The organism is Leifsonia sp. EB41, assembly GCF_041262565.1.
GTDB lineage: Bacteria > Actinomycetota > Actinomycetes > Actinomycetales > Microbacteriaceae > Leifsonia.
This window is the reverse complement of record NZ_JBGCCJ010000001.1, coordinates 1,162,727-1,184,906: the sequence shown is the minus strand read 5'-3', so window position 1 is coordinate 1,184,906 and position 22,180 is coordinate 1,162,727. Positions and strand designations below refer to the sequence as shown.

At 67.5% G+C, this 22,180-nt stretch carries 23 protein-coding genes and 1 tRNA gene; 13 read left to right on the top strand and 11 right to left on the bottom strand.

The genetic code is table 11. The features are described 5' to 3' along the window. Positions 1 to 4 precede the first annotated feature (4 nt). From folP to ABH923_RS05760, 3 genes are read left to right on the top strand one after another with little or no spacing between them, the layout of a single operon-like run. Positions 5 to 901, top strand: a complete 897-nt coding sequence (gene folP, locus ABH923_RS05770) for a dihydropteroate synthase (protein WP_370057307.1) — start codon at positions 5 to 7, stop codon at positions 899 to 901. After that, entirely contained in the window at positions 894 to 1,649 is a 756-nt protein-coding gene (locus tag ABH923_RS05765) for a pyrimidine reductase family protein (protein WP_370054406.1), read from the top strand. Before folP ends, ABH923_RS05765 begins: the two co-directional genes overlap by 8 nt. Beyond that, positions 1,646 to 2,518, top strand: a complete 873-nt coding sequence (locus ABH923_RS05760; RefSeq protein WP_370054405.1) for an aminoglycoside phosphotransferase family protein — start codon at positions 1,646 to 1,648, stop codon at positions 2,516 to 2,518. The genes ABH923_RS05765 and ABH923_RS05760 overlap by 4 nt, the downstream gene beginning before the upstream one ends. Before the next feature lie 121 nt (positions 2,519 to 2,639). On the opposite strand, the gene ABH923_RS05755 is transcribed toward ABH923_RS05760, so the two are convergent. From ABH923_RS05755 to ABH923_RS05745, 3 genes are read right to left on the bottom strand one after another with little or no spacing between them, the layout of a single operon-like run. Further along, the gene (locus ABH923_RS05755; protein WP_370054404.1) at positions 2,640 to 4,283 is read right to left on the bottom strand and encodes a DNA repair helicase XPB; all 1,644 of its coding nucleotides are present in this window, start codon (positions 4,281 to 4,283) and stop codon (positions 2,640 to 2,642) included. Positions 4,284 to 4,289: 6 nt separating this feature from the next. Next, the gene (locus ABH923_RS05750; protein ID WP_370054403.1) at positions 4,290 to 6,152 is read right to left on the bottom strand and encodes a helicase-associated domain-containing protein; all 1,863 of its coding nucleotides are present in this window, start codon (positions 6,150 to 6,152) and stop codon (positions 4,290 to 4,292) included. A gap of 22 nt (positions 6,153 to 6,174) precedes the next feature. Continuing rightward, positions 6,175 to 6,462 (bottom strand): hypothetical protein, encoded by a 288-nt coding sequence (locus ABH923_RS05745; protein WP_370054402.1) that lies wholly within the window; start codon positions 6,460 to 6,462, stop codon positions 6,175 to 6,177. Positions 6,463 to 6,518: 56 nt separating this feature from the next. Between ABH923_RS05745 and ABH923_RS05740 the strand changes: the two genes are divergently transcribed. Beyond that, on the top strand, positions 6,519 to 6,899 hold the full coding sequence (locus tag ABH923_RS05740) for a cold-shock protein (protein ID WP_185276707.1): 381 nt from the start codon (positions 6,519 to 6,521) through the stop codon (positions 6,897 to 6,899). After that, positions 6,892 to 7,800: a DUF3027 domain-containing protein gene (locus ABH923_RS05735; protein ID WP_370054401.1), complete on the top strand. Its 909-nt coding sequence runs from the start codon at positions 6,892 to 6,894 to the stop codon at positions 7,798 to 7,800. The genes ABH923_RS05740 and ABH923_RS05735 overlap by 8 nt, the downstream gene beginning before the upstream one ends. On the opposite strand, the gene ABH923_RS05730 is transcribed toward ABH923_RS05735, so the two are convergent. Then, positions 7,744 to 7,989, bottom strand: coding sequence for a DUF2530 domain-containing protein (locus tag ABH923_RS05730; RefSeq protein WP_370054400.1), 246 nt, complete (start codon positions 7,987 to 7,989; stop codon positions 7,744 to 7,746). The two genes, ABH923_RS05735 and ABH923_RS05730, sit on opposite strands and share 57 nt — an antisense overlap. A 38-nt stretch (positions 7,990 to 8,027) precedes the next feature. Further along, positions 8,028 to 9,143 carry a phosphoserine transaminase gene (gene serC / locus ABH923_RS05725; RefSeq protein ID WP_370054399.1) on the bottom strand — a complete coding sequence of 372 codons (1,116 nt, stop codon included), beginning with the start codon at positions 9,141 to 9,143 and terminating at the stop codon, positions 8,028 to 8,030. Between the two features lie 135 nt (positions 9,144 to 9,278). On the opposite strand from serC, the gene ABH923_RS05720 reads away from it, so the two are divergent. Together ABH923_RS05720 and ABH923_RS05715 are read left to right on the top strand one after the other, a co-directional pair. Continuing rightward, a complete protein-coding gene (locus tag ABH923_RS05720) occupies positions 9,279 to 9,968 on the top strand; it encodes a metal-dependent transcriptional regulator (protein WP_370054398.1) in 690 nt (229 codons plus the stop codon). A 301-nt stretch (positions 9,969 to 10,269) separates the two neighbouring features. Then, entirely contained in the window at positions 10,270 to 11,121 is an 852-nt protein-coding gene (locus tag ABH923_RS05715) for a C40 family peptidase (RefSeq protein WP_370054397.1), read from the top strand. Positions 11,122 to 11,277: 156 nt separating this feature from the next. Here the strand turns inward: ABH923_RS05715 and ABH923_RS05710 are convergent, their stop codons facing one another. After that, positions 11,278 to 11,487, bottom strand: a complete 210-nt coding sequence (locus ABH923_RS05710; RefSeq protein ID WP_370054396.1) for a hypothetical protein — start codon at positions 11,485 to 11,487, stop codon at positions 11,278 to 11,280. A 23-nt stretch (positions 11,488 to 11,510) separates the two neighbouring features. Here ABH923_RS05710 and ABH923_RS05705 point away from each other — a divergent pair, with 23 nt between their 5' ends. The 3 genes from ABH923_RS05705 to ABH923_RS05695 all read left to right on the top strand — a co-directional run bounded on the left by ABH923_RS05705 (position 11,511) and on the right by ABH923_RS05695 (position 13,131). Further along, a complete protein-coding gene (locus tag ABH923_RS05705; protein ID WP_370054395.1) occupies positions 11,511 to 12,002 on the top strand; it encodes an HNH endonuclease in 492 nt (163 codons plus the stop codon). A 39-nt stretch (positions 12,003 to 12,041) separates the two neighbouring features. Beyond that, a tRNA-Arg gene (locus ABH923_RS05700) sits at positions 12,042 to 12,113 on the top strand. Between the two features lie 388 nt (positions 12,114 to 12,501). Further along, entirely contained in the window at positions 12,502 to 13,131 is a 630-nt protein-coding gene (locus ABH923_RS05695) for a hypothetical protein (RefSeq protein ID WP_370054394.1), read from the top strand. Between the two features lie 7 nt (positions 13,132 to 13,138). Here the strand turns inward: ABH923_RS05695 and ABH923_RS05690 are convergent, their stop codons facing one another. From ABH923_RS05690 to ABH923_RS05680, 3 genes are all read right to left on the bottom strand, one after another. Continuing rightward, positions 13,139 to 13,606, bottom strand: coding sequence for a hypothetical protein (locus ABH923_RS05690; RefSeq protein ID WP_370054393.1), 468 nt, complete (start codon positions 13,604 to 13,606; stop codon positions 13,139 to 13,141). 259 nt (positions 13,607 to 13,865) lie between these two features. Beyond that, complete coding sequence (locus ABH923_RS05685) at positions 13,866 to 14,303, bottom strand: hypothetical protein (RefSeq protein WP_370054392.1); 438 nt, start codon at positions 14,301 to 14,303, stop codon at positions 13,866 to 13,868. Next, positions 14,296 to 14,880, bottom strand: coding sequence for a helix-turn-helix domain-containing protein (locus ABH923_RS05680; protein WP_370054391.1), 585 nt, complete (start codon positions 14,878 to 14,880; stop codon positions 14,296 to 14,298). The genes ABH923_RS05685 and ABH923_RS05680 overlap by 8 nt, the downstream gene beginning before the upstream one ends. 205 nt (positions 14,881 to 15,085) lie before the next feature. Here ABH923_RS05680 and ABH923_RS05675 point away from each other — a divergent pair, with 205 nt between their 5' ends. Next, complete coding sequence (locus ABH923_RS05675; protein WP_370054390.1) at positions 15,086 to 16,282, top strand: NAD(P)-binding domain-containing protein; 1,197 nt, start codon at positions 15,086 to 15,088, stop codon at positions 16,280 to 16,282. 84 nt (positions 16,283 to 16,366) lie between these two features. Here the strand turns inward: ABH923_RS05675 and ABH923_RS05670 are convergent, their stop codons facing one another. Beyond that, positions 16,367 to 17,035 (bottom strand): response regulator, encoded by a 669-nt coding sequence (locus tag ABH923_RS05670; protein WP_370054389.1) that lies wholly within the window; start codon positions 17,033 to 17,035, stop codon positions 16,367 to 16,369. A gap of 9 nt (positions 17,036 to 17,044) precedes the next feature. After that, the gene (locus ABH923_RS05665) at positions 17,045 to 18,478 is read right to left on the bottom strand and encodes a sensor histidine kinase (RefSeq protein WP_370054388.1); all 1,434 of its coding nucleotides are present in this window, start codon (positions 18,476 to 18,478) and stop codon (positions 17,045 to 17,047) included. 43 nt (positions 18,479 to 18,521) lie between these two features. Here ABH923_RS05665 and ABH923_RS05660 point away from each other — a divergent pair, with 43 nt between their 5' ends. Further along, complete coding sequence (locus ABH923_RS05660) at positions 18,522 to 19,175, top strand: DUF4190 domain-containing protein (RefSeq protein ID WP_370054387.1); 654 nt, start codon at positions 18,522 to 18,524, stop codon at positions 19,173 to 19,175. 833 nt (positions 19,176 to 20,008) lie between these two features. Beyond that, the gene (locus ABH923_RS05655; protein ID WP_370054386.1) at positions 20,009 to 22,105 is read left to right on the top strand and encodes a DUF262 domain-containing protein; all 2,097 of its coding nucleotides are present in this window, start codon (positions 20,009 to 20,011) and stop codon (positions 22,103 to 22,105) included. The last annotated feature ends 75 nt before the right edge of the window (positions 22,106 to 22,180 follow it).

The following is a 22,180-nucleotide window of genomic DNA, read 5'->3' as shown; positions in this document are numbered from 1 at the left end:
CGCGATGTATCTGCCCCCGCTCCGCGTCCCCGTGCGCACCATCGGCGCGCGCACCTTCGACTTCTCCCGCCGCGTCGCCGTGATGGCAGTGGTGAACCGCACGCCGGACTCCTTCTTCGACCAGGGCCGCACGTTCGCCCTCGACGCCGCGGTCGCCGCCTCGTTCGACGCCGTCGCGGCCGGAGCGGACTGGGTGGACATCGGCGGCGCCCCGTTCGCGCCCGGCGTGGCGATCCCGCCCGACGAGGAGGCCGACCGGGTGCTGCCCGTCGTCGCGGAGCTGCGTGCGGGGTCGGACGTCGTGATCTCGGTCGACACCTTCCACTCGGCGGTGGCGGCCAGGGCCATCGCGGCCGGCGCGACGGTCGTCAACGACACCACCGGGCTCAGTGATCCCGACCTCGCCCGCGTCGTCGCGGACAGCGCCGCGACCCTCGTGCTCACCCACAGCCTCGCCGCGCCGCGCACCTTCTACGCGCGGCCGGCGTACGGCGACATCGCGCGGGACATCGCGGACTTCCTCCTCGAACGCGTCGACCGCGCGGTCGCAGCCGGCGTCCCGGAGGAGCGCATCATCCTCGACCCGGGACACGACCTCAACAAGAACACCCTCCAATCGCTGGAGCTCACCCGCCGGCTCTCCGAGATCGCCGACCTCGGCTATCCCACCCTCGCGGCGGTCTCGAACAAGGACTTCATCGGCGAGACCCTGGACGCGCCGCGCTCGGAGCGCCGGGACGGCTCGATCGCCGCCGCGGTCGTCGCGATCGTCAACGGCGCGCGGATCATCCGGATGCACGACGTGGTCGGGTCGGTGGCCGCAGCTCGGATGACGGAGGCCATCCTCGGGCTGCGCGAGCCGGCCTACCTCAAGCACAACATGGGGGACGTGAATGAGTGAGGCCGCGATCGACCGGATCTCCCCGCTCCCCGCGGAGGAGGGGATCGGGGACGCGCGCATCGCCGAGCTGTACTCCGAGGGCGCGGGGAGCCCGTGGCTGCGCGTGAACTTCGTGTCCAGCATCGACGGTGCCGCCACCCGGCAGGGCCTCTCCGGAGGGCTCTCCGACGACGCCGACCACCGGGTGTTCGACATCCTGCGCCGGCTCTGCGACGTGGTGCTGGTCGGCGCGGGCACCGTGCGCGCGGAGGGCTACGGTCCGATGCGCGTGGACGAGGTCTCCCAGCGGGCGCGCCGCGACGCCGGGATGACCGCGCACCCGGTCTTCGCGATCGTCTCCGCGAGCCTCGACCTCGACCCCGCGAGCCCGATCTTCCGGGATGCACCGGAGCGGCCGATCGTCGTCACGACCGAGCTCTCCCGGCCCGACACCCGCGACGCGCTCGCCGAGGTGGCCGACGTCGTGGTCTGCGGCGAGGAGCGGGTCGAGCCCGCCCTGCTGGTGAAGGGGCTGGTCGAGCGCGGGCTGAGCCGCATCCACTGCGAGGGCGGACCGCACCTGTTCGGCGACCTCATCGCGGCCGGGGTCGTGGACGAGCTGTGCCTGACGGTCGCCGCGACGCTGGAGGCCGGGGTCGCCTCCCGCATCTCCGCCGGGGCCGCGCCCATCCTCCCGCTGGGGATGCGTCTCGCCCATGTGCTCCAGTCCGGCGACACCCTGCTGCTGCGCTACGTGAAGCGCGCATGACCGATCGCGTGCCCGTCGACGCGGTGCTGGTCCGGCGGCTGGTCGACGCCCAGTTCCCGGCCTACCGCTCGATGCCGGTGAGGGATGTGGAGCTGAGCGGCTGGGACAACCGCACCTTCCGGCTCGGGGAGGAGCTCAGCGTGCGCCTCCCGAGCGCGCGCGGCTACGTCGAGCAGGTCGCGAAGGAGCACGAGTGGCTGCCGCGCCTCGCGCCGCAGCTCCCGCTCCCGATCCCGCAGCCGGTCGCGCAGGGGGAGCCGGGCGAGGGCTACCCGTTCGCGTGGTCGATCTACCGGTGGCTGCCCGGCACTCCGCTCGGGCTGGTGGACGACGTGGACGCCGTCCGGCTCGCGACAGAGCTCGGCGCCTTCCTGACGGCGCTCCGGCACGTGGACGCGTCGGGCGGTCCGGTGGCCGGGAGCCACAACTTCCACCGCGGCGCGCCTCCCGGGGTCTACCGGGAGGAGGCGCTCGCGGCGATGTCCGCCGGCGCGCCGACCATCGACCCGCGGCTGGCGCGGCGGATCTGGGACGCCGCCGAGGCGTCGGAGTGGGAGCAGCCGGGCGTGTGGCTGCACGGTGACGCGGCTCCCGGTAACCTCCTGGTCCGGAACGCGCGACTCTCCGCCGTCATCGACTTCGGCACCTCCGGGGTCGGCGACCCGGCCTGCGACCTCGTCCCCGCCTGGACGATGTTCGACGGCGACGCCCGGCGCGCCTTCCTCGACGCGATCGGCCTGGACCCGGCGACCGAGCAGCGGGCGCGCGCGTGGGCCCTCTGGAAGGCGCTCATCACCGTGCGCGACAGCCCCGACGACACGCCCTCCCGCCGCACCCTCGCCCGCCTCGCCGCCGACCCCGGCGTCTGACCGAGCCGAGATTCGTGCCGAATGTCGCGAATGACGCAGCGAAATTCGACATTCGTGCCGAATCAATGGATTCGCCGATGGCGACATTCGTGCCGAATGTCGCGCAGAGCCGTGGCTCGCCCTACGCCGCCGCGAGCGCGTGCGCGTCCAGGATCGTGTACGAGTACCCCTGCTCCGCGAGGAACCGCTGCCGGTTCTGCGCGAAGTCCTGATCCACGGTGTCGCGCGACACCAGCGTGTAGAAGTTCGCCGAAAGCCCTGATTGCTTCGGGCGCAGCAGCCGGCCGAGGCGCTGCGCCTCCTCCTGCCGCGAGCCGTACGAGCCGGAGACCTGGATGGCGACCGTCGCCTCCGGGAGGTCGACCGAGAAGTTCGCGACCTTGCTGACCACGAGCACCGGCGTCGTCCCCTCGCGGAACTCCTGGTACAGCCGCTCGCGCTCGTCCACCGGCGTCGCGCCCGTCAGCTGCGGCGCGCCGAGCGCCTCCGCGAGCTCGTCGATCTGGTCGAGGTACTGCCCGATGACGAGGATGCGCTCGCCCGCGTGCCTGTCCACGAGCTGCCGGACGACGTCCAGCTTCGCCGGGGCCGTCGCCGCGAGGCGGTAGCGTTCGTCGTCAGCCGCCGCGGCGTAGCTCAGCCGGTCGGACGCCGGCAGGTCGATCCGCACCTCGAAGCAGGAGGCGGGGGAGATGAAGCCCTGCGACTCGATCTCCTTCCACGGTGCGTCGAAGCGTTTCGGGCCGATCAGGCTGAACACGTCGCCCTCCCGGCCGTCCTCGCGCACCAGCGTCGCGGTCAGGCCGAGGCGGCGGCGCGCCTGCAGCTCGGCCGTCAGCTTGAACACCGGCGCGGGAAGCAGGTGCACCTCGTCGTAGACGACCAGGCCCCAATCCAGCGCGTCCAGCAGCGCCAGGTGCGCGTACTCGCCCTTCCGCTTGGCGGTGAGGATCTGGTAGGTCGCGATCGTGACCGGCTTGACCTCCTTGACCTGGCCCGAGTACTCGCCGATCTCCTCCGCGGTGAGGGAGGTGCGCTTGAGCAGCTCGTCCCGCCACTGCCGCGCCGACACGGTGTTGGTCACCAGGATGAGCGTGGTGGTCTTGGCCGTGGCCATCGCCCCGGCGCCGACCAGGGTCTTGCCCGCGCCGCAGGGGAGCACCACGACGCCGGAGCCGCCGTCGAAGAAGTTGCTGACCGCCTTGCGCTGGTAGTCGCGCAGCGCCCAGTCGCGCTCGTCCAGCTCGATCGGGTGCGGGGTGCCGGGGGTGTAACCGGCCAGGTCCTCCGCCGGCCAGCCGAGCTTGACCAGCTCCTGCTTGAGCTGGCCGCGCGCCCAGGCCTCCACGGCGAACGTCGTCTCATCGCGGCGCTCCAGCAGCAGCGGGGCGATGCGTTTGGCGGTCGCGACCTCCAGCAGCACGGGCCGGTCGGAGGAGCGCAGCACGAGGGCGCCCTCGTCGTCGCGCTCGATGACCAGGCGGCCGTAGCGGGCGACGGTCTCCGAGACGTCCACCGTCACCGTCTGCGGGATCGGGAACTTGGAGTACTTCTCCAGCGTCCCGAGCATGTCCTCGGCGGTGTGACCGGCTGCGCGGGCGTTCCACAGGCCGAGCCGCGTGATGCGGTAGGTGTGGATGTGCTCGGGCGCGCGCTCCAGCTCGGCGAAGACGGCGAGGTCGTGCCGGGCGTCCTCGGCCGCGGGATGCGCGACTTCGAGGAGGACGGTGCGGTCGCTCTGGACGATCAGGGGGCCATCGGACATGACCGCTCAGTCTACGCTGCGCAGCCCCTTGACGCTGGAGAGGGGCAGGGTCCGCTCGATGTCGGCGGCCCGGTCGCGCCCGCGCAGCCGTCCTCCGCCGATGCCGGTCGGCTCCAGGAGGTAGTCGACCAGCCGGCCGTCCGGCATCGCGACCTGCACGACCACCGTCTGCCGCGCGCGGACCGCCTGGTCGAGCTGGCGGGCGAGCCACTGCTCTCCCGTGTCCTCCTCGGTGGCGTCCGCCGAGCGCAGCCGGGCGACGAGCTCGGCGGCGGGGTCACGCGTCGCGGCGGCCGCCGTCCGCTCCGCGATCCTCCGGCGCTGCGGGGTCACCAGCGCGCCGGAGGCGTCCTCGGCGACCACCGGGTAGCGCGCGTCGCTGAGCGCCCAGTACACGACGTCGCGCGGGAACCGGCTGACCAGCGTCCGCTCGCCGGCGCGCAGCAGGCGCAGCGACGACAGCGACTGGTCGACCGCGATCGTGCCGAGCAGCGTGGCGTCGTCGGACCGCACCACCGCCTGGACCTCCGCGCCCGCCGCGGCGTCGCGCACCCGGACCCGGCCGTGGCGCTCGACGGCGTCGGCGATCAGGTAGTCGAGCGGCTGCGGCACCCCGGTGAGCGAGACCGCCGCGAGGAAGTCGTGGATGCTCGCGGCCGTCTCGCCCGCGGTCACCGCGCGGTCGATGGAGGCCGCCGAGAACCGGAACGTGGAGGCGAGAGCCCTGCTCTCCAGGTCGGCCATCGTGCGCAGCCGGGCCTCCACGTCGGGCGCGAGCGGGCCGGGCGAGATGACGCTCAGATCGTGCTGCAGGTAGACCTGGGACACCTCGGCGGGGAAGTGCACGACCATCGCGGCGGTGGCCGCTGCGGGCCCGGCCTCCAGGAGCAGGGCTCCCGCGTCGCCGGGGGACCGGTCCGCTGTGACGCCGAGCCACTCGGCCTCCCGGATGTACTCGTCGACGCGCTGCTCGGTCTCGGCGACCGCCGCAGGGTAGAGCCAGGCGAGGTGGGCGCGCAGCGGCTCGCCCCACGGCGACCGGCTGCGCGCCGTGAGCAGGGCGCGCACGTCGGCGGGGAGGCCGGCGAGCCAGGCTCCGGCGAGGTCGCGCCAGCGGTCCGCTGTCGTGGAGTGCTGCCAGGCGGCGACCTCGGCGGTCGGCAGCCAGAGCCCGTCCGCGACCGCGGCCAGCCCGGCGCGGGCGGCGACGGAGAGCGCGACGGGGACGACGGCGGCGTCGACCGCCAGCGCGTCCGCGAGGCGCTTGGCAGCAGGCAGGGCGAGGCCGCCCTTCTGGAGCTCCCGCGCGCCCTCGCGGCCGAGCTCGGTCAGCAACTCGGACACGCCCGCGACGGCCTCGAACGCGCGCTCGGCGGCGAGCCGCTCCGATGCGGCCAGCTCAGCGGCCGTGAGCGGCTCCGGGACGGCGGGAGGCGCGGTGTCGAGCAAGGTCGCCGGCCGGGGGAGGCCGAGCGCCGGCCAGGCGGCGAGCCGAGCGGTGACGGCGTCATAGGCGGCGGCGCCGTCGTCCGTGGGGTGCAGGAGGGCGAGGGCGGCGAGCGCGTCGACGGTGCCGCGGACAGCCTCCGTCGTCGTGCCGGCGGTCGCGGGATGGCCGCCGAGCCGGGTGACGATCCCATCGACGGTCTGGGCGCCGTCCGCCTCGCCGAGCACCGCGAGGGTGGCGAGCCGCAGCCGGTCGAGCGGGGCGAGCGCCCGCTGCACGGACTCCGGGTCCAGCAGCGCCTCGGCCAGATCGAAGAAGTCGGAGATGCCGGCCCGGCGCACCGGACGGGTACGGAGCAGGGCGGCGAGCTCGTCGTTCGGCAGCGCGCGGAGCCTCGCCGCCAGAGCGAGCGTCGTCGTCATCGCGGCGGTCCGGAGGGGGAGGTCAGCGTCGGTCCTTCGGCCCTGCGGCTTTAGCTGCCCGGCTGCGCTGGCGACTGCTGGAGACGATGATGATGATGACCAGCACGAAGGCGATCGGGAACGCGATGAGCGGGAAGACGATGACCGCCGGCCACAGTCCCTGACCTGCGCCCTGCTGCGGCATCCCGCCGAGCGCGGACCCGATCAGGATCGCTGCGATGCACAGCAACGAGACGATCACGAGCGCCGCGGCGATGTAGGAGAGGACGCGCTGGAGCCGCGATGCCGGCGGTGGGGTCTGTTGGGTCACGAAATCAAGGATAATTGAGGTTGGTCATTCGATCCCCCATGTGAAGTGAGGTTCCCATGCCAACCGGCAAGGTCAAGTTCTACGACGAAGAGAAGGGCTTCGGCTTCATCGCCACCGATGACGGCCAGGAGGTCTTCCTGCACGCCTCGGCGCTGCCCGCCGGCGCCGTCGTGAAGGCGGGGTCGCGGCTCGAGTTCGGCATCGCCGACGGCAAGCGCGGCGCGCAGGCCCTGTCGGTGCGCGTGCTGGAGGCCCCTCCGAGCCTGGTGAAGATGAAGCGCAAGTCCGCAGACGACATGGCGATCATCGTCGAGGACCTCGTGAAGCTGCTCGACGGCATCGGCGCCAACCTGCGCCGCGGCAAGTACCCCGACAAGGCGCACGGCGCCAAGATCGCGGCAGTGCTGCGCCGGGTTGCGGACGACCTGGATGCCTGAGGACCAGAGCACCGAGGAGCCGACGCAGGAGTCGACGGCGGGCGAGGAGACGGTCGAGGTCGAGGAGTCGGCCGCTGCCGAGTCGATCGACGCCGAGTCGACTGACGCCGAGTCGACCGACGCCGAGCCGACCGACGCCGAGCCGGAGGTCTCCGCGCCGGCCGTCGTCGAGCTGAGCGAGGCCGAGGTCGCGGACCTCCTGGCCGCGCTCCCGCTCGCGCGGGCGGGGCTCGCGGAGATCACCCCGGAGAGCACGATCGGCGAGCCGATCGGGCACGTCGTCGAGCCCACCGGCGCGGTCTCGCTGCAGTTCGCCGCGCTGCTGGCCGGCTACCCGGGCTGGCACTGGACCGTCACGGTCGGGCGCGCCGACGGCGACACCGAGCCGACAGTGCTGGAGGCCGAGCTGATGCCGGGCGAGGACGCCCTCCTCGCGCCGGACTGGGTGCCGTGGTCGGAGCGTCTCGCCGAGTACCAGGCCGCCCAGGAGGCGCTCGCCGCCGAGGCCGAGGCGGCCGGAGCCGAGGGCGACGATGCCCACGTGGAGGACGACGCCGACGACTACGAGGACGACGACGAGTACGACGACGACGAGGACTCGGACGAGTCCGACCTCGACGACGACTCGGACGACGACCGCGACGTCCACGACCTCCACGCCGACGACGACCTCGACGGCGTCGACATCGACTCGGTCGATGTGGCGTTCGACGAGGACACCGACGTCGACACAGAGCTCGACCTCGCGACGGAGGAGGCCGCGGCGCTCGCGGACGACAGCGCCGAGGCCGACGACGCCGAGGCCGACGAGGCGGACGCCGACGACGGCGACGCCGTCAGCGACTCACCGGCGCCTGCAGGCGCGGCTGATGCTGAGGTAGAGGAACCCGAGCAGGCCTAGCGCGATCCCGACGACCACCGTCCAGATCCACCAACCGCCACCGGCGGCGGTGATCGGGCCGGCGAAGACGAGCGTCGGGATCAGCGCGAGCACCCAGAGCCCGATGCCGACGAGCACCGCCCGGCGGCTGTCCGTCGGCACGGGCACCGGGTCGGGACGGCGCTCGTCGTCGCGCAGCCACAGTCGCACGATCGGTCCGTCCCTTCGTCCTCGGTCCTGCGTCCGGCTCAGCCCAGCCGCTCGACCACGTACTCGACGCAGCCGATCAGCGCGCGCACGTCGTCCGGCTCGATGGCCGTGAACGTCGCGACGCGGAGCTGGTTGCGGCCGAGCTTGCGGTACGGCTCGGTGTCCACGACGCCGTTCGCGCGGAGGGTCTTGGCGACCGCCGCCGCGTCGATCCGGTCGTCGAAGTCGATCGTGACGACCACCTGCGAGCGGTGCGCCGGGTCGGAGACGAACGGGGTCGCGTACTCGACGCCCTCCGCCCACGTGTAGAGCGCGCTGGACGACTCCTTCGTGCGGGCGTCGGCCCAGGCGAGGCCGCCGTTGCCGTTCATCCACTCGATCTGGTTCTCGAGCAGCGCGAGCGTCGCGACCGCCGGGGTGTTCAGCGTCTGGTTGAGCCGCGAGTTGTCGATCGCGTTCGTGATGCTGAGGAACTCCGGAATGTAGCGGCCGCTCGCCGCGATCCGCTCGACCCGCTCGATGGCGGCGGGGGAGAACAGCGCGAGCCAGAGGCCGCCGTCCGAGGCGAAGTTCTTCTGCGGCGCGAAGTAGTAGACGTCCGTCTCGGTGACGTCGAAGTCGGCGCCGCCCGCTGCGCTGGTCGCGTCGATCACGGTCAGTGCGCCGTCGTCGCCGTGCACGCGCTTCACCGGTGCCATCACGCCGGTGGAGGTCTCGTTGTGCGTCCAGGCGTAGACGTCCACGCCCGCCACGGCCTCGGCCTCCGCCCGGGATCCTGCCGGAGCCTCGATGACGTGCGGGGCCTGCAGCCACGGGGTCGTCGCCGCCTTGGCGAACTTGCCGCCGAACTCGCCGAAGACCAGGTTCTGGCTGCGCTGCTCGATGAGCGAGAACGCCGCGGCGTCCCAGAACGCGCTGGAGCCGCCGTTGCCGAGCACGACCTCGTAGCCGTCCGGGAGGCGGAACAGCTCGCCGAGCCCCGAGCGCACACGGCCGACCAGGTCCTTCACCGGCGCCTGGCGGTGGGAGGTGCCGAGCAGCTCCGCGCCGGGGCCGGCCAGGTAGGCGACCTGCTCCGGGCGGACCTTGGACGGGCCGCAGCCGAATCGTCCGTCGGCGGGCAGGAGGTCGGTGGGAATGGTCACGTCCGGCATAACTGAAGTGTATTGGCTGTTGAACGGGTGAGGCGGGTCCATGACGGCGTCCTACGCGGGGTGCCGTCACCTCGGCGTCGCCGGCAGCAAGTAGGCTCGTATCCGCAGAATCGCGCGGCCTGCACGGAGGGGTTCATGACCGACCTGATCGACACGACTGAGATGTACCTTCGCACCATCCTGGAGCTGGAGGAGGACAACATCGTCCCGCTGCGCGCGCGCATCTCCGAGCGTCTCGGCCACTCCGGCCCGACCGTCTCCCAGACCGTTGGCCGGATGGAGCGCGACGGGCTCGTCGTCGTCTCCGGCGACCGCCACCTGGAGCTCACCGACGACGGCCGCCGCAAGGCCGTGCACGTCATGCGCAAACACCGCCTCGCCGAGCGCCTGCTCAGCGACGTGATCGAGCTGGAGTGGGAGTACGTGCACGAGGAGGCGTGCCGCTGGGAGCACGTCATGAGCGAGCAGGTCGAGCGAAAGCTCATCACCATGCTCGGCCACCCCACTGAGTCCCCGTACGGCAACCCCATCCCCGGGCTCGCCGAACTGGGCGCCCCTGACGCAGCCTCCACTGAGAATCTCGTCAACCTCGTCGACGTCGTGCGCGGCCCCGATTCTGAGGTGACTGCCAGGATCCGCCGTCTGGGCGAGCCGGCGCAGGTCGACCCCGAGCTGCTCCTCCAGCTCAAGCAGGCCGGGGTGTTTCCGGGCTCGACCGGCACTTTCGCTGCAGCAGGCTCGTACGTCACCGTGCAGATCGAGGGCTTCGAGGCCGGCCTCGAACTCCCGAACGAGCTCGCAGCGCACATCTTCGTCGAGGCCTGATCTCCGTTACCGTTTCGTTAAAAAGTGCGCGAAACGAAGTGACAAACGCCGGGTGGTCCCGTAGTCTCTTACGAGTTCGAACGGGCCAGAAGCCGGCCCAATAGGACCCCGACCGGGACGCTCCAACCCCCCTGAAGCCCGTCTCCCAGGCCGGTGAACCGAATGCCGATCGCATCGGACGGGAGCAGCTCCCTAGTGCTGCTGGAGCGCAGGAGGTTGCACTTTGGCACACTCTGGTTCGTCCGATCCTGCCCAGGAGCGGACCCCTGAAGACCCGGAAACCGCTGCTTCAACGACGTCGATGACGTCCGCGCCCGGGTCCCACATCGTCTCCAGGCGGTCGCTCCGCACGGCGAAGGCGCCCGTCGCAGCGGCCCCCAAGGCTGTCGCGAAGGCTCCCGCCCCGGCGACGAAGGAGTCCGCCAAGCCCGTCGCGAAGCGCAAGGGCGGCTGGATCCTCAACGTCGGCGTCATCACCGTCGCGACCGGCATCATCGCGACCATGTCGCTCCCCGCCTTCGCGTTCAATCCCAATGGTGCGGACTCCGCGAGCTTCGGCCCCAGCGCCGCCGACAGCATGAAGAAGGCGCAGGCGCAGTCCGTCGCCGTCGGCCAGAGCGTCACCGCCTCCGCCGTCAGCCGCGACGTCGCCACCGCGACCAGCCAGCAGCAGCTCGACTCGCAGAAGGCGGCAGCCGCCGCCACCGCTGCCGCCGAGGCCGCCCGCCAGCGAGCCGCGGTCTCCCTCGCGAACTACGCCAGCTACTCCGGCCCGTCCGTCTCCGACTTCCTGGCCAACCCGCCCTACCCGAGCTTCAGCCTCGCGCAGGTGTTCTCGGTGGCGAAGCAGTACATCGGCACCCCGTACGTCTACGGCGGCTCCAGCCCGAGCGGCTTCGACTGCTCCGGCTACGTCATGTACGTCTACGCCCAGTTCGGCATCTCCCTCCCGCACTCGGTGTCGGGGGAGGCCGCCCGCGGCACGAAGATCTCGATCGCCGACGCCCAGCCCGGCGACCTGATCGTGATGCCCGGCCACATCGGCTTCTACGCCGGCAACGGCAACATCATGGACGCCCCCGACTCGGGCCGCTCCATTTCCATTCGCCCGATCTGGACCAGCGACTACTACGTCGTCCGGCTCGGTATCTGACAGCCGAACCCGCGGTGAACACTGCGGTCCACGCACCAGCGATGGCGCGCCACGAATAGGTGGCGCGCCATTTCTGCGTTACTCTGATGCCCTGGCGCAACTGCCAGGCAGCCGTGCAGATCGGAGCTTCCGATGGCCGAGTCGACCACCGTGCGGTCACCGAGGGTGACCACCGAGGTGGGTCGCGGCCTCAGCGCCGAGCACGAGCTGCTTCCGCGCCACCGCGACTTCCTCGCCTGCCGCCACCATTTCGAGGCCTGCCAGCGCCACCATGTGGCCTGCCGCCACCATGCCGCCGTCTTCCAGGGCGCTGTCCGTTCGGACAGTGCCCTTTTTGTTTCCCTGGCACCCGTTCGCCCCGTCCACCCCGTCCACCCGAAAGGACGCAGATGAAGACCCTCGTCCTCAACGCCGGCTACGAGCCCCTCGCGGTCGTCTCCTTCAAACGCGCCATCGTCCTGGTGATGAATCAGAAGGCCACCGTGCTGTCGAGCGACGCGGCCCACCCGGTCTGGAGCATCTCGGGCCGCTACGACCGCCCGTCGGTGATACTGCTGACCCGGTACGTGCGCATCCCGCACGGCCGGCAGGTGCCGGTCTCCCGCCGCGGTGTGCTGCGCCGAGACAGCCACCGCTGCGGCTACTGCGGCAAGACGGCGACGACGATCGACCACGTCCTCCCACGCTCCCGCGGCGGCGCCGACAGCTGGGAGAACCTGGTCGCCTGCTGCCTCCGCTGCAACAACGTCAAAGGCGACCGCACCCCGGCCGAGATGGGCTGGACCCTGAAGCTCACCCCGCGCGCCCCGCACGACAGCTCGTGGGTGGTGCGTGGCGTGGAGGGCGGCCAGGCGGACTGGCAAGACTACCTGGCGGCCTGACGTTGAGCCCCAACGGCCTCGGGTAGGCTGGAAGGGCTGGCCTCTGTAGCTCAATGGAAGAGCTGCTCCGTCCTAAGGAGAAGGTTGGGGGTTCGAGTCCCTCCAGGGGCACTTTGCGGGTGCGTTGAAATAGCTGGTCAGAGGCGATTTTCACAAATGTGGAAATCGCCGATTTTCATTTTTGCCCACAATTTGCCCACAGGGACACCGAAGAACTCTAAGAAACTCTATGGTCGTCGCTGTGATTACAGCTGATCTGATCTGGTCGTTTTCGTGGGACGCTTCAGGGACGGCGATGTCGGGACAGAACTGAGAGTGGTATAGGCCATCGCATAAACGCCGACGAAGGGGTTTAGATGAATGTCGCGGCTCCCGCTAGCCTCAGCTCATGCCGACTCCGACCCCAATACCGACTCCGACTCTGGCGCCCTCCCCATTGGGCTCGTCGTTTGACCCTCTGAGCTTTGTGTGGGCATGGCTGTCGACGGAGGCAGGTGCAGTGTCTGCGGCAGCAACTCTGCTGACTGCGATTGTTGCCATTCTCGCGTTGACGGCAACCGCTCGCGACAGTCGAGCACGCAGCCGCCCAATCGTTATGGCGCATTTTCGGCTTGCCGAGAATAGTGACACTTCGTTCGACTTCGTTGTGCGGAATTATGGGCAGTCGGCCGCGCGAAACGTGATAGTCGAGTTCGACCCTCCGTTGGACGACGAGAGACGCCAACAAATTACGACGAAGTATCTTGCCGAACGCTACGACAAGCCAATACCGCTTCTGCCACCGGCTGTCGAGATCACCAACGTGTACTGGTCTGGGACAAGTGCCAATGCGCCGATGGGCAAACTTGTCAACAATCTAAAGACACCGGATAAGGTCAAGGTCACCATCACCTACAAGGCGTTTTGGTGGTTCCGCTACAAAGAAGTCACCGCGCTGGATGCTGATTGGATGGGGCTCCAGACAACCTCCGAATCGAGCTCGTCGATGCCCGGGCGAATGAAGACGATCGCGGATTCGCTAAAGACGATAGCAACTGAGACGACTTCTTCGAGGAGGCAGCTCACCGAGATTGCCGATTCTTTGGCGAAGGACGACGACGAAATGGGAGAAACGAAATTCGCGACCTGACCCCCGCTCAGCCGTCCACGGCCTTCTTCGGAAGCTTCACCTTGAGGACCAGCGTGTTCAACTTCGACATTCGAGGCGGCTGACGCCACGTGACCATGTAGCGCTCGATCGGAGTGTTTTTCGTCACGCCCGACATCGCCTCTGCCATCGGCTCACCGGCCTTCAGGACGTCAACGTGGTCGAGTGGCAGCCGCACCCCGGGGTTGCCCCGATGGAATAGGGAGACCGTGACATCGTGCGCGTCGCCGTTGCCGCGGTTGCTTATTTGCCGGACGGTCATCGGCTTATCTCCGTCCCTGAACGGTTCGCGTACATAGACGAGCCCGACGAATAGCGGCCTCGGGAAGTACAACCGATTGTGCCGAAGAGTAAAGAACGTGCTTATGACTGAGACAAGGATTGCAACAACCGCCAGCCCGCTAGTAACCCAGTCCTTCGCCTCGAACGTCGAGAAGAACGCGCCAAGATCGCCCATGTTGATGAGTATGGCAAGGAGGAGCCCTTCAGCGCGAAGAATCGCGAGCGCGCTGGCACCCCAGGAAAACTGTTCATTAGCGCGTGCGCGTTGCAGTCAGTCTGGCCCGGGGCTCAGGCGCACGTCCGGTAGTGCCGTGGTCCGGAACTCTGAGCGGTGGGCCACGGCGCGTTCCACGAGCGCGTAGACACGGTCGTTCAGCGCGTCGCCAGGATAGTAGGCCGCGAAGATGGATTCGGCGTCGTCGGCGCTTTCGATGTCAAGCTCGGCGACGAGGCTGACGATGTCGGCGGTGTCGCGTCCGGGGCCGGCTCATCGCGGCGCGGAGTTTCATGGCGAGGAGTGCGTCCGCCGGCGCCACCTCGACGCGGATGTCGTCGCGGTCGTAAAGCGGTCTCCAGTCCACGGACTTGCCCCAGTCGGGGAAGAACTGGGAGGCATTCGAGTTCAGCCAGTCTGCAGGCCAATCCCGCTCGACTGCTATCCGCTCTGCGATACGAACGAGTGCATCGTGCGGGTCTAATCGCGCGTCGACGTCGACCGTTCGTCGGCGGTCCACATGGGAGAGCGCGAGAGCGGCGCCGCCGACGATACTGATCCGAACGGGCCCGATCTCCGCGGCCCGTATTCGCTCGATGAGATCGTTCAGTCCGGAAATGAGTGACTCGCGGTCGAGCCCCGGAGTTTGATCAGACACTTGCCAGCGTTCCCTCCTCGATCAGGATGCCGCGCTCCAGGAACTCGGGCGGGACACGGGAGACGTTTGGCGCATCATCCAGCGGGTGCAGGTGCGGGGCTCGTAGCTCACGGTCATCGGTAATTGCTTGCTTGGTCCAACTGGCGGCGGGGAGGCCCGCCTGACGAAGTCGATAGGCAACAGCTCCGGACAGCGCGGCGTCCCACTCTCGGCTGCCAGTGCTTCGCGGCTGGGCGACGACGAGCGCGGCGACGACCAAGGGAGCTTCCTTGGCTAGCCCATCGGAGAGGTCGAGAAGCGCCCGGAACGCGCCGTCTCTGCTGTCTTCCTCGAGGGCGTCCGCGATTCTCGCCGCGGTCTCCACGGCGCTCGGATGTGTGGTTGGAATGAGAAGTAGGCGGTGCTGGGCAGCGCGGGCGAGGTGCGCTGCGGAGGCGACCCCAGTGTCTCGCTTGCCGCGTTCCACACCAGAGACGATCGGTTGGTACGTGTCCGCTCGGTCGGCGATCTCCGCCTGGCTATATCCGGCCGCTGAACGCGCAGCGCGAATGAGATCCGCGAATGCCATGCCGATCACCTCCTCACGTTATACTCAATTCAGTATAGACCCAACCCCGGCGGGCCAGGGTGCCGGTCGGTCCACAAGCTATCTCCGCTCTACGCAAGAACCCGCTCGTTGAGTCGGTCGGCCCATGATTCCGCGGATTTTGGCCCTCTCTAACAGCAAGTAAAAGGGCGGTCGCAGCTTTCGCGCCCCTACGTCGCCGATCTATCATCTGGTCATGTCCGCCATCGTGATTGGTGCAGGACAGGCCGGTCTTTCCGTCAGCCATGAACTGGAGGCGCTGGGCGTCGACCATGTCGTGCTCGAGCGGGCGAAGCCCGGCCAAGCATGGCGGGACCGGTGGGACAGCTTCACCCTTGTCACACCGAACTGGACGTTGGCACTCCCGGGGAGCCCGTATTCCGGATCGGAACCGGAAGGCCACGTACCTCGCGACGCGATCGTGGGCTACCTCGACGATTACGCACGCTCGGTAAGTTCGCCGATCGTGGAGGGCATCGAGGTCACGCGGCTGAGTGTCAACGGCAGCGGTCTGCTTGCTGAAACCAGCGACGGAGAGCTGGTGGCGGATGCGGTTGTCGTATGCACAGGCTCGTTCGCCAGACAGTTTCGCCCGTCCGTCCTCGCTGCCGTTCCCGGTCCGCTGATCCTGTCGTCGAGCGAGTACCGGAATCCGGATCAGATCCCGGCCGGGAAGGTCGTGATCGTCGGCAGCGGCCAGACCGGCTGCCAGATCGCCGAAGAACTGATCCGGTCGGGCCGGGATGTGGTGCTTGCGTGTGGGCGAGCGCCCTGGGCGCCGCGGCGTCTCGACGGCATGGACATTATCACGTGGCTCGATCGGACGACGTTCTTCGATACGACGGTCGCCAGTCTGCCGTCCCCCGCGAGCAGGTTCCTGGCCAACCCGCAGCTCACGGGAGCAGGGGGAGGGCGCGACCTCGGCTTCCGGACCCTTCAGACGCTCGGGGTCCGACTCGCGGGCCATGTCGCCGGCTGCGACGGGACACGAATCGGGTTCGTCGATGACGTGGCGGATTCGGTGGCCTTCGCTGACGAATGGTGGGCCGACATGCGTGCCATCATGCGCGCGCAGCTTCCCGCCAAAGGATTCGGCATCCCCGACATGCCCATCCCCCCTCCCTTTCTACCTGAACCGGTGGACGAGGTGAGCCTGCGAGACGTCGGAGCGGTCGTGCTGGCGGCGGGGTTCCGGCCTGACTATGGCTGGATCGACGGCGAGGTCTGCGATGAGCTCGGCTTCCCCGTGACTCTGGACGGGGCGAGCCTCGTGATGCGCGGCCTGTATTTCTGTGGCGTCCACTTCATGCGGGCTCGAAGGTCAGCCTTGATGTTCGGAGTAGGACGGGATGCTGCGATCGTGGCGAAGGAGGTCGCGCACGCCGGCGCATGACCGCTGGCGGGTTACCAATCCAGGCGCGAGCGGCATCCTGGCAGGAGAGAGAAACGCGCTCGAATCCTCGCCAGAGATATGTCGTCAGGAAACCCCGGCTTGTGCCACGACCACCGCGAGCTGTGTCCGGTTCCGGATGCCCCACTTGGTCTTGATCGACGTCAGCGCCGATTTGACCGTCGTCTCTGCCACGAAGAATGTGGCGGCGAGCTCCGCGTCGGAAGCGCCGCTCATGAGCGCGACGGCGAATTCCCGCTCGCGATCGGTGAGCATCGCGAGTCGCTGCTGAGCGGCTCGGCGCACCTCGGCGGTCTGGGAGCTGCGGACCCAGTCGGTCAGCTGCCGCGCTGCGCGCTGCGAGAACGTGACTTCGCCTCTGGCCACCTGGTGCACCGCCTCGATGAAACGCTGCGGGTCTTCGTCCTTGAGCAGGAATCCGGTCGCACCGGCGGTGATCGCATCGAGGGCGAGGCCATCGTCGTCCAGTGCCGTCATCATCAGCACCTTCGGTCCGTCGGGCATCTCCGCCAGCGTGGCCGCGACCTCGATGCCGTTCACCCTCTTCATGTTGACGTCGCATAGCACGACGTCGGGATTCAGCGCGGCGACCGCGCGAGGAACCTCGTCTCCGTCGGCGCATCGACCGACGACCGCAAGTTCCGCGGAGGTGGAGAGGATGGTGCTGATGCCAGTGACCACCATCGGGTCGTCGTCGACGACGAGCACCCGGATCGGATGGTGGAGGTCGGTCACTGCGTCAGTTTAGCGACGCGCCCACGGCAGCCACGCGACGACACCGAACGATCCTTCCGCGGTCGGTCCGGCCTGGAAGGTGCCGCCCACAAGTTCGGCTCTTTCACTCATCCCCGTGAGGCCGTGACCTCCCGATGACGACGCACGGGGAGCATCGGGCATCAGCCAGTTCACGGCCCGTATCGTCAGCCCCGTCTCGGGGCCGCCACGGACTTCGACGAATAGCGTCGCGCCCGGAGCGTGCCGGCGCACGTTGGAGATAGACTCCTGCACCACGCGGTAGCAGGCGTGTGCGACCTCGGAATCGCACGAGCCCGGATCGGTGACCAGGATCTGCGCTCGGACATCCGTTCCTTCGCGGAGGGAGGAGTCGATCAGCTGTCCGAGGTCGTTGAGTCCCGTGCTGGACGCCGAGGCGGCGGCGGGATTGCGGAGCACCCGGACCACGTTCCGCAGATCCTCCAGCGACGTCTGCGCGGACTGCCGGACAGCGCGGGCGGCCTCCGCCGCCTGGACGTTCTCTTCGCCGACGGTGAGCTCGAGAGCTCCAGCCTGCAACGAGACTGCACTCAGGCGCGCAGCGAGGGTGTCGTGGATCTCCCGCGCGAGTTCCTGCCGCTCCCGTTCGAGCGACACCTCCTGATGCAGGGCGGCCATGTTCCGTGTGGCGGTGGCGGTTCCGCGCCGGGCCGCATCCCTTTCGAGCCGCACGCGGCGCGCGATCCCGAACCCTGCGAACGGCGCAACAGCGAAAGCGGCTAGGACGGGTACCGACCAGAGGAGGCTGAGCCGCGCCGTGGAGCCCGCGATCGGCGAGCCGACGAAGTCGGATAGGGACGAGGTCGGGGAGGCGATGTCCCAGCAGAAAGCCGCAGCAGTCGCAACATAGGTCGCCGCGACCATCGTCCAGAGCAGCCAGCCGCGACGTGCCGCCGCGAGCGCCGCCAACGCGATCAGAGCCGGCAGCGGAGTGGTCGGCACAAGAAGCGCGACGCCCGTCGCAAGTGACGAGACAAGGACAGGCATGCGATGCCGCCAGACCAAGAGGACCGAGACCGCGATCATCGGGAACGCACCAAGCCCCGCCACAGCACGGATGATCGGTGGAAACGTCGTCCCCTCGGTTCCGTCGTTCCCGGCAACCGCGATCGCGAGCAGGGAGCAGAGCACTGCGAGCGTGATCGAACCGGTGAGCGCCCAGGCTCGTCGTGCGCGTGATCGCGGTGGTGCGGACGGCTCGGGGATCGTCGGGGCATCCCAGCCACTGGCGGGCGGTGGGGGAGCGACGGTCATGTGTTGATCGTAGGGCGGGGCGGTTTCACCAACCACCATCTTTCGGTCGGGTGTCGCCCGCGCCAGACCGTACTTTCGGTCGCCCACACCGGACCGGATTGACGTGGCCCAGCGGATGGCGCGCCTGGTGTCCTGAATCCAGCCGATCACACCATTCGCAGATCAGCACCCATCAGACCAAGAAGAGGTTCCCATGTCCAACACCCAGCCCGTCGCAGCATCTGAAGGCCTCCACCCCGACGGTGGACCGTCCGCGAGAAGGGGCAACGGATTCGGCGTAGCCGCGCTGATCCTCGGCATCTTCTCGCTCGTCTTTGCGTTCGTGCCTTTCGTGAGCTACGCGGCGATCTTCGCCGGGGCGATCGCCGTGGTTCTCGCCGTCATCGGCCTGACCAGGAAGTTCCGCTCGCGCGGCACATCGGTCGCCGGCCTAGTCACCGGGGTGATCGGGCTCGTACTCGCCATCGTGATGACGACGCTTTACGCCGCCATCTTCTTCGGGATCTCCAAGGCGGTTGACGACACCAACAAGGCGGCCGCCACCACTCACACGGTCGTCTACAGCGTCAGCGGCGCAGCGCAGGACGCCGACGTGACCTATTCCACTTTCACCAACGGCACCTCGGGAACCGAGCAGTCCAGCAGCACGCCGCTGCCGTTCACCAAGACCATCACCGTGAAGGGGTCAAAGGACAGCCTCTCCTTCAACTCGTTCGACCTGAGCGCGATGAACGGTGCCGCTGACACCGGCACGATCTCCTGCACGGTCACGGTCGACGGCAGGACGATCGCTAGCCAGACCAGCTCGGGAAGCTTCGCGAGCGTGAACTGCAGCGGGACCAACTAGCCGAAGGGTTACGGCCGCCCACGCGCCCGCGGGGAGCTCGGCCGCCAGAAGATCGCGTGAGCTACATCAGGTCGAGGACTGCAGGCCTCCACTGCCCGAAGTCGGAGGAAAGAGGCGCGCGCAGCGGGCGGGAGGGGAGGTGAAGCGCATGGCAACGTCCAAATCCGACGCATCAAAGGCCGCCAAGATTCTGTCGAATCCGAAGTCGAGTCCGGCGGAGAAGAGTGTCGCGGGGAGCGACCTGGACAAGAAGAAGTGAGACTGTAGCGATCCGGCGTCGACCCGCCGGATCGGTTCGGGTGCCCCTTCTTGGGAGCAGCGAGAGCGCTGGCCCGGCAGCTAGATTCGACCTCATGCACGCGTTAGGGGACGGGACGGACAACGGTGGCGAGATGCAATCCGAAGACAGTGCATTGATGCGAGCTGCTGATGTTCCGCCAAACGTTCCCGTCCCCCTGACCGACATTGATCCTCAGAGTGGCGACTTCTCCGACTACGGCAAGTGGATGTACTGCTCGATTTGCGGCAAGAATTCCGCAAGAGGGGCACGAACAGAGCTCTGGATTGTCCGCCAGAAAACACGCGAAGAATATCCAGGCCCTCTCTGGACATACTGCCGCGCCCACCTACCGGACAGGGAATGGCAGCGAGGCGATAACGCTCACGGAGTCGACGTTCGCGAGATGGAGTGCACTGAGTGCTTTCTCCTCGTAACAGTCGGATCGATTTGCGACGAAACAGGGCGCGTCCACGCGATAAGCGAATAGCCGCTCAGCCTCACACGACCCCCAGGTCGCAAACATCACCACACTCTCGAATGCAACGGAGCTTGAATGAAGGCCGTCGACTCCCACCTCCTCACTCTGCTCAAGGCGAGCAACCAGTTCGTTGTGCCGATCTATCAGCGTCTCTATTCCTGGCAAGACTCGGAGTGCGAGCAGCTCTGGCTTGACGTTGTTCGGGCAGGCACCGATGACAAGCTAGGAGCGCATTTCACCGGATCTATCGTTTACATAGCGAGGGATCAGCGGACGAACACGTCGGCCGAGCCGGACCTGATTATTGATGGTCAACAGCGAGTCACTACCGTGACGCTTATCCTGGCGGCGCTCGTACGCGCGCTCGAGAAGCGGCCCGACGGCCAGCGTGAACCGTGGGATGGATTTTCACCGAAGAAGATCCGGAACCGCTATCTCACAAATGATGACGAAGAGGGCGAACGTCAATACAAGCTCATCCTCTCGCAGAGCGATAAGGATGCGCTGATTTCGATCGTCGCGGGCGCTGATCCTGCCGGGGATGTGGTTTCGCGGGTTCTTAGCAACTTCGCCTTCTTTCAGCAGAAGTTGGCGAACCCGAATTTGGATCTCGCGGTGGTCTGCCGCGGACTCGACAAGCTTGTTGTCGTGGACGTCAAGCTCGAACGGGGTACCGATAATCCGCAGTTGGTCTTCGAGGCGATGAACTCGACTGGCAAGAAGCTTTCGCAGGCGGATCTGATTCGCAACTATGTGCTCATGGATCTGTCTCCGAAAGAGCAGGACATGCTGTACACGCGGTATTGGCGGCCGATGGAACTCGAGTTCGCAGGCGCCAGCGACGAGCAGTTCGACGAATTCGTCCGTCACTACCTGACGATCGCGACCGGCGAGATCCCCCGTCTCGACGACATTTACGAAGCCTTCAAGAAGCACGCGACCGCCCTTGAACAGCGCGATGAAACCACCCAGGCGCTCGTTATCGAGCTCCGCCAGTACGCCCGACGTTATTGCGCCATTGCGCTGGGCAGGGAAAGCGATGCGCGGCTTCGGCGGGCGTTTCAAGACCTCGATCAGGTCAAGGCGGACGTTGTCTATCCGTTCCTGCTCGAGGCGTATACCGACTATGAACTTGAAACGATCAGTCGCGATGAAATGTACGAGATCGTCCAGATGGTGATTTCCTACGTATTCAGGCGCGCTGTCTGCCGAATTCCAACCAACTCGCTCAACAAGACCTTCGCGGGGTTCAGTTCGACCATTCGCAAGGATCGATATCTCGAAAGCGTGAAGGCGCACTTTGTCGGGCTGAAGAGCTACCGCTCATTCCCGTCCGACGCCGAGTTCCGCAGCGCGCTCGTGTCGACTGATTTGTACAACTTTCGGCGCCGTTCGTACCTGCTGCGCTTGCTTGAGAACCATGGCCGGAAGGAACACGTCACGATCGAGGACTACACGATCGAGCACATCCTTCCTCAGAACGAGAACCTGTCGAGGGAATGGCGGGAGGCGCTCGGCCCCGACTGGCAGGAGATTCAACAGAAATACCTGCACACGCTGGGCAACCTGACTCTCACCGGGTACAACTCTGAATACTCCGACCATCCCTTCGCCAAGAAGCGCGACATGGAGGGAGGATTCAAAGACAGCCCCCTTCGGCTGAATCGCGGATTGGGCAAGCTCGACGAGTGGAACGTTGACGAGATTGAACTGCGCGCTCATACGCTGGCGAATGATGCGCTCTTCATCTGGTCACGACCCGAGATTCCAGACTCTGTTGTGGCGGAATTCCAACAGCGTGAGGTGGCGGACTTCTCTATTGAGGATCACCCGTATTTGCTCTCCAGTCCGCGGCGGCAGCTGTTCGAGAGGTTCAGCGCAGAGACTCTCGCCTTGGATCCAAGCATCAGTCGCCAGTTTCTGAAGCTCTACGTCGCCTTCAAGGCGGAGACCAATTTCGTTGACATCATTCCGCAGAAGGCGCGAATGCTGCTCAGCCTTAACATCCCGATGGAGAACCTGCGTGACGAACGCGGCCTGGCGTTCGACGTTAGTAACAAGGGTCACTGGGGGAACGGGCTGAGCGAAGTGGGGATGGATGAAGACGCTGATTTCAGTTACATCCTCGGCCTGGTTCGTCAAGCGTTTGAGTATCAGATGGGTGGCGACTGATCAGGATCGCAGCAAGATCTCTTCTGGCCCGACGCAAATGGCTGGGAACGCAGGTTATGGCCGTTGCCGAACGCA

Bases quoted from the DNA above. Each gene is read 5' to 3' on its own strand.
- folP (WP_370057307.1), top strand. From the start codon at position 5: ATGTATCTGCCCCCGCTCCGCGTCCCCGTGCGCACCATCGGCGCGCGC.
- ABH923_RS05765 (WP_370054406.1), top strand. From the start codon at position 894: ATGAGTGAGGCCGCGATCGACCGGATCTCCCCGCTCCCCGCGGAGGAG.
- ABH923_RS05760 (WP_370054405.1), top strand. From the start codon at position 1,646: ATGACCGATCGCGTGCCCGTCGACGCGGTGCTGGTCCGGCGGCTGGTC.
- ABH923_RS05755 (WP_370054404.1), bottom strand. From the start codon at position 4,283: ATGTCCGATGGCCCCCTGATCGTCCAGAGCGACCGCACCGTCCTCCTC.
- ABH923_RS05750 (WP_370054403.1), bottom strand. From the start codon at position 6,152: ATGACGACGACGCTCGCTCTGGCGGCGAGGCTCCGCGCGCTGCCGAAC.
- ABH923_RS05740 (WP_185276707.1), top strand. From the start codon at position 6,519: ATGCCAACCGGCAAGGTCAAGTTCTACGACGAAGAGAAGGGCTTCGGC.
- ABH923_RS05735 (WP_370054401.1), top strand. From the start codon at position 6,892: ATGCCTGAGGACCAGAGCACCGAGGAGCCGACGCAGGAGTCGACGGCG.
- serC (WP_370054399.1), bottom strand. From the start codon at position 9,143: ATGCCGGACGTGACCATTCCCACCGACCTCCTGCCCGCCGACGGACGA.
- ABH923_RS05720 (WP_370054398.1), top strand. From the start codon at position 9,279: ATGACCGACCTGATCGACACGACTGAGATGTACCTTCGCACCATCCTG.
- ABH923_RS05715 (WP_370054397.1), top strand. From the start codon at position 10,270: ATGACGTCCGCGCCCGGGTCCCACATCGTCTCCAGGCGGTCGCTCCGC.
- ABH923_RS05705 (WP_370054395.1), top strand. From the start codon at position 11,511: ATGAAGACCCTCGTCCTCAACGCCGGCTACGAGCCCCTCGCGGTCGTC.
- ABH923_RS05690 (WP_370054393.1), bottom strand. From the start codon at position 13,606: ATGGGCGATCTTGGCGCGTTCTTCTCGACGTTCGAGGCGAAGGACTGG.
- ABH923_RS05675 (WP_370054390.1), top strand. From the start codon at position 15,086: ATGTCCGCCATCGTGATTGGTGCAGGACAGGCCGGTCTTTCCGTCAGC.
- ABH923_RS05660 (WP_370054387.1), top strand. From the start codon at position 18,522: ATGTCCAACACCCAGCCCGTCGCAGCATCTGAAGGCCTCCACCCCGAC.
- ABH923_RS05655 (WP_370054386.1), top strand. From the start codon at position 20,009: ATGAAGGCCGTCGACTCCCACCTCCTCACTCTGCTCAAGGCGAGCAAC.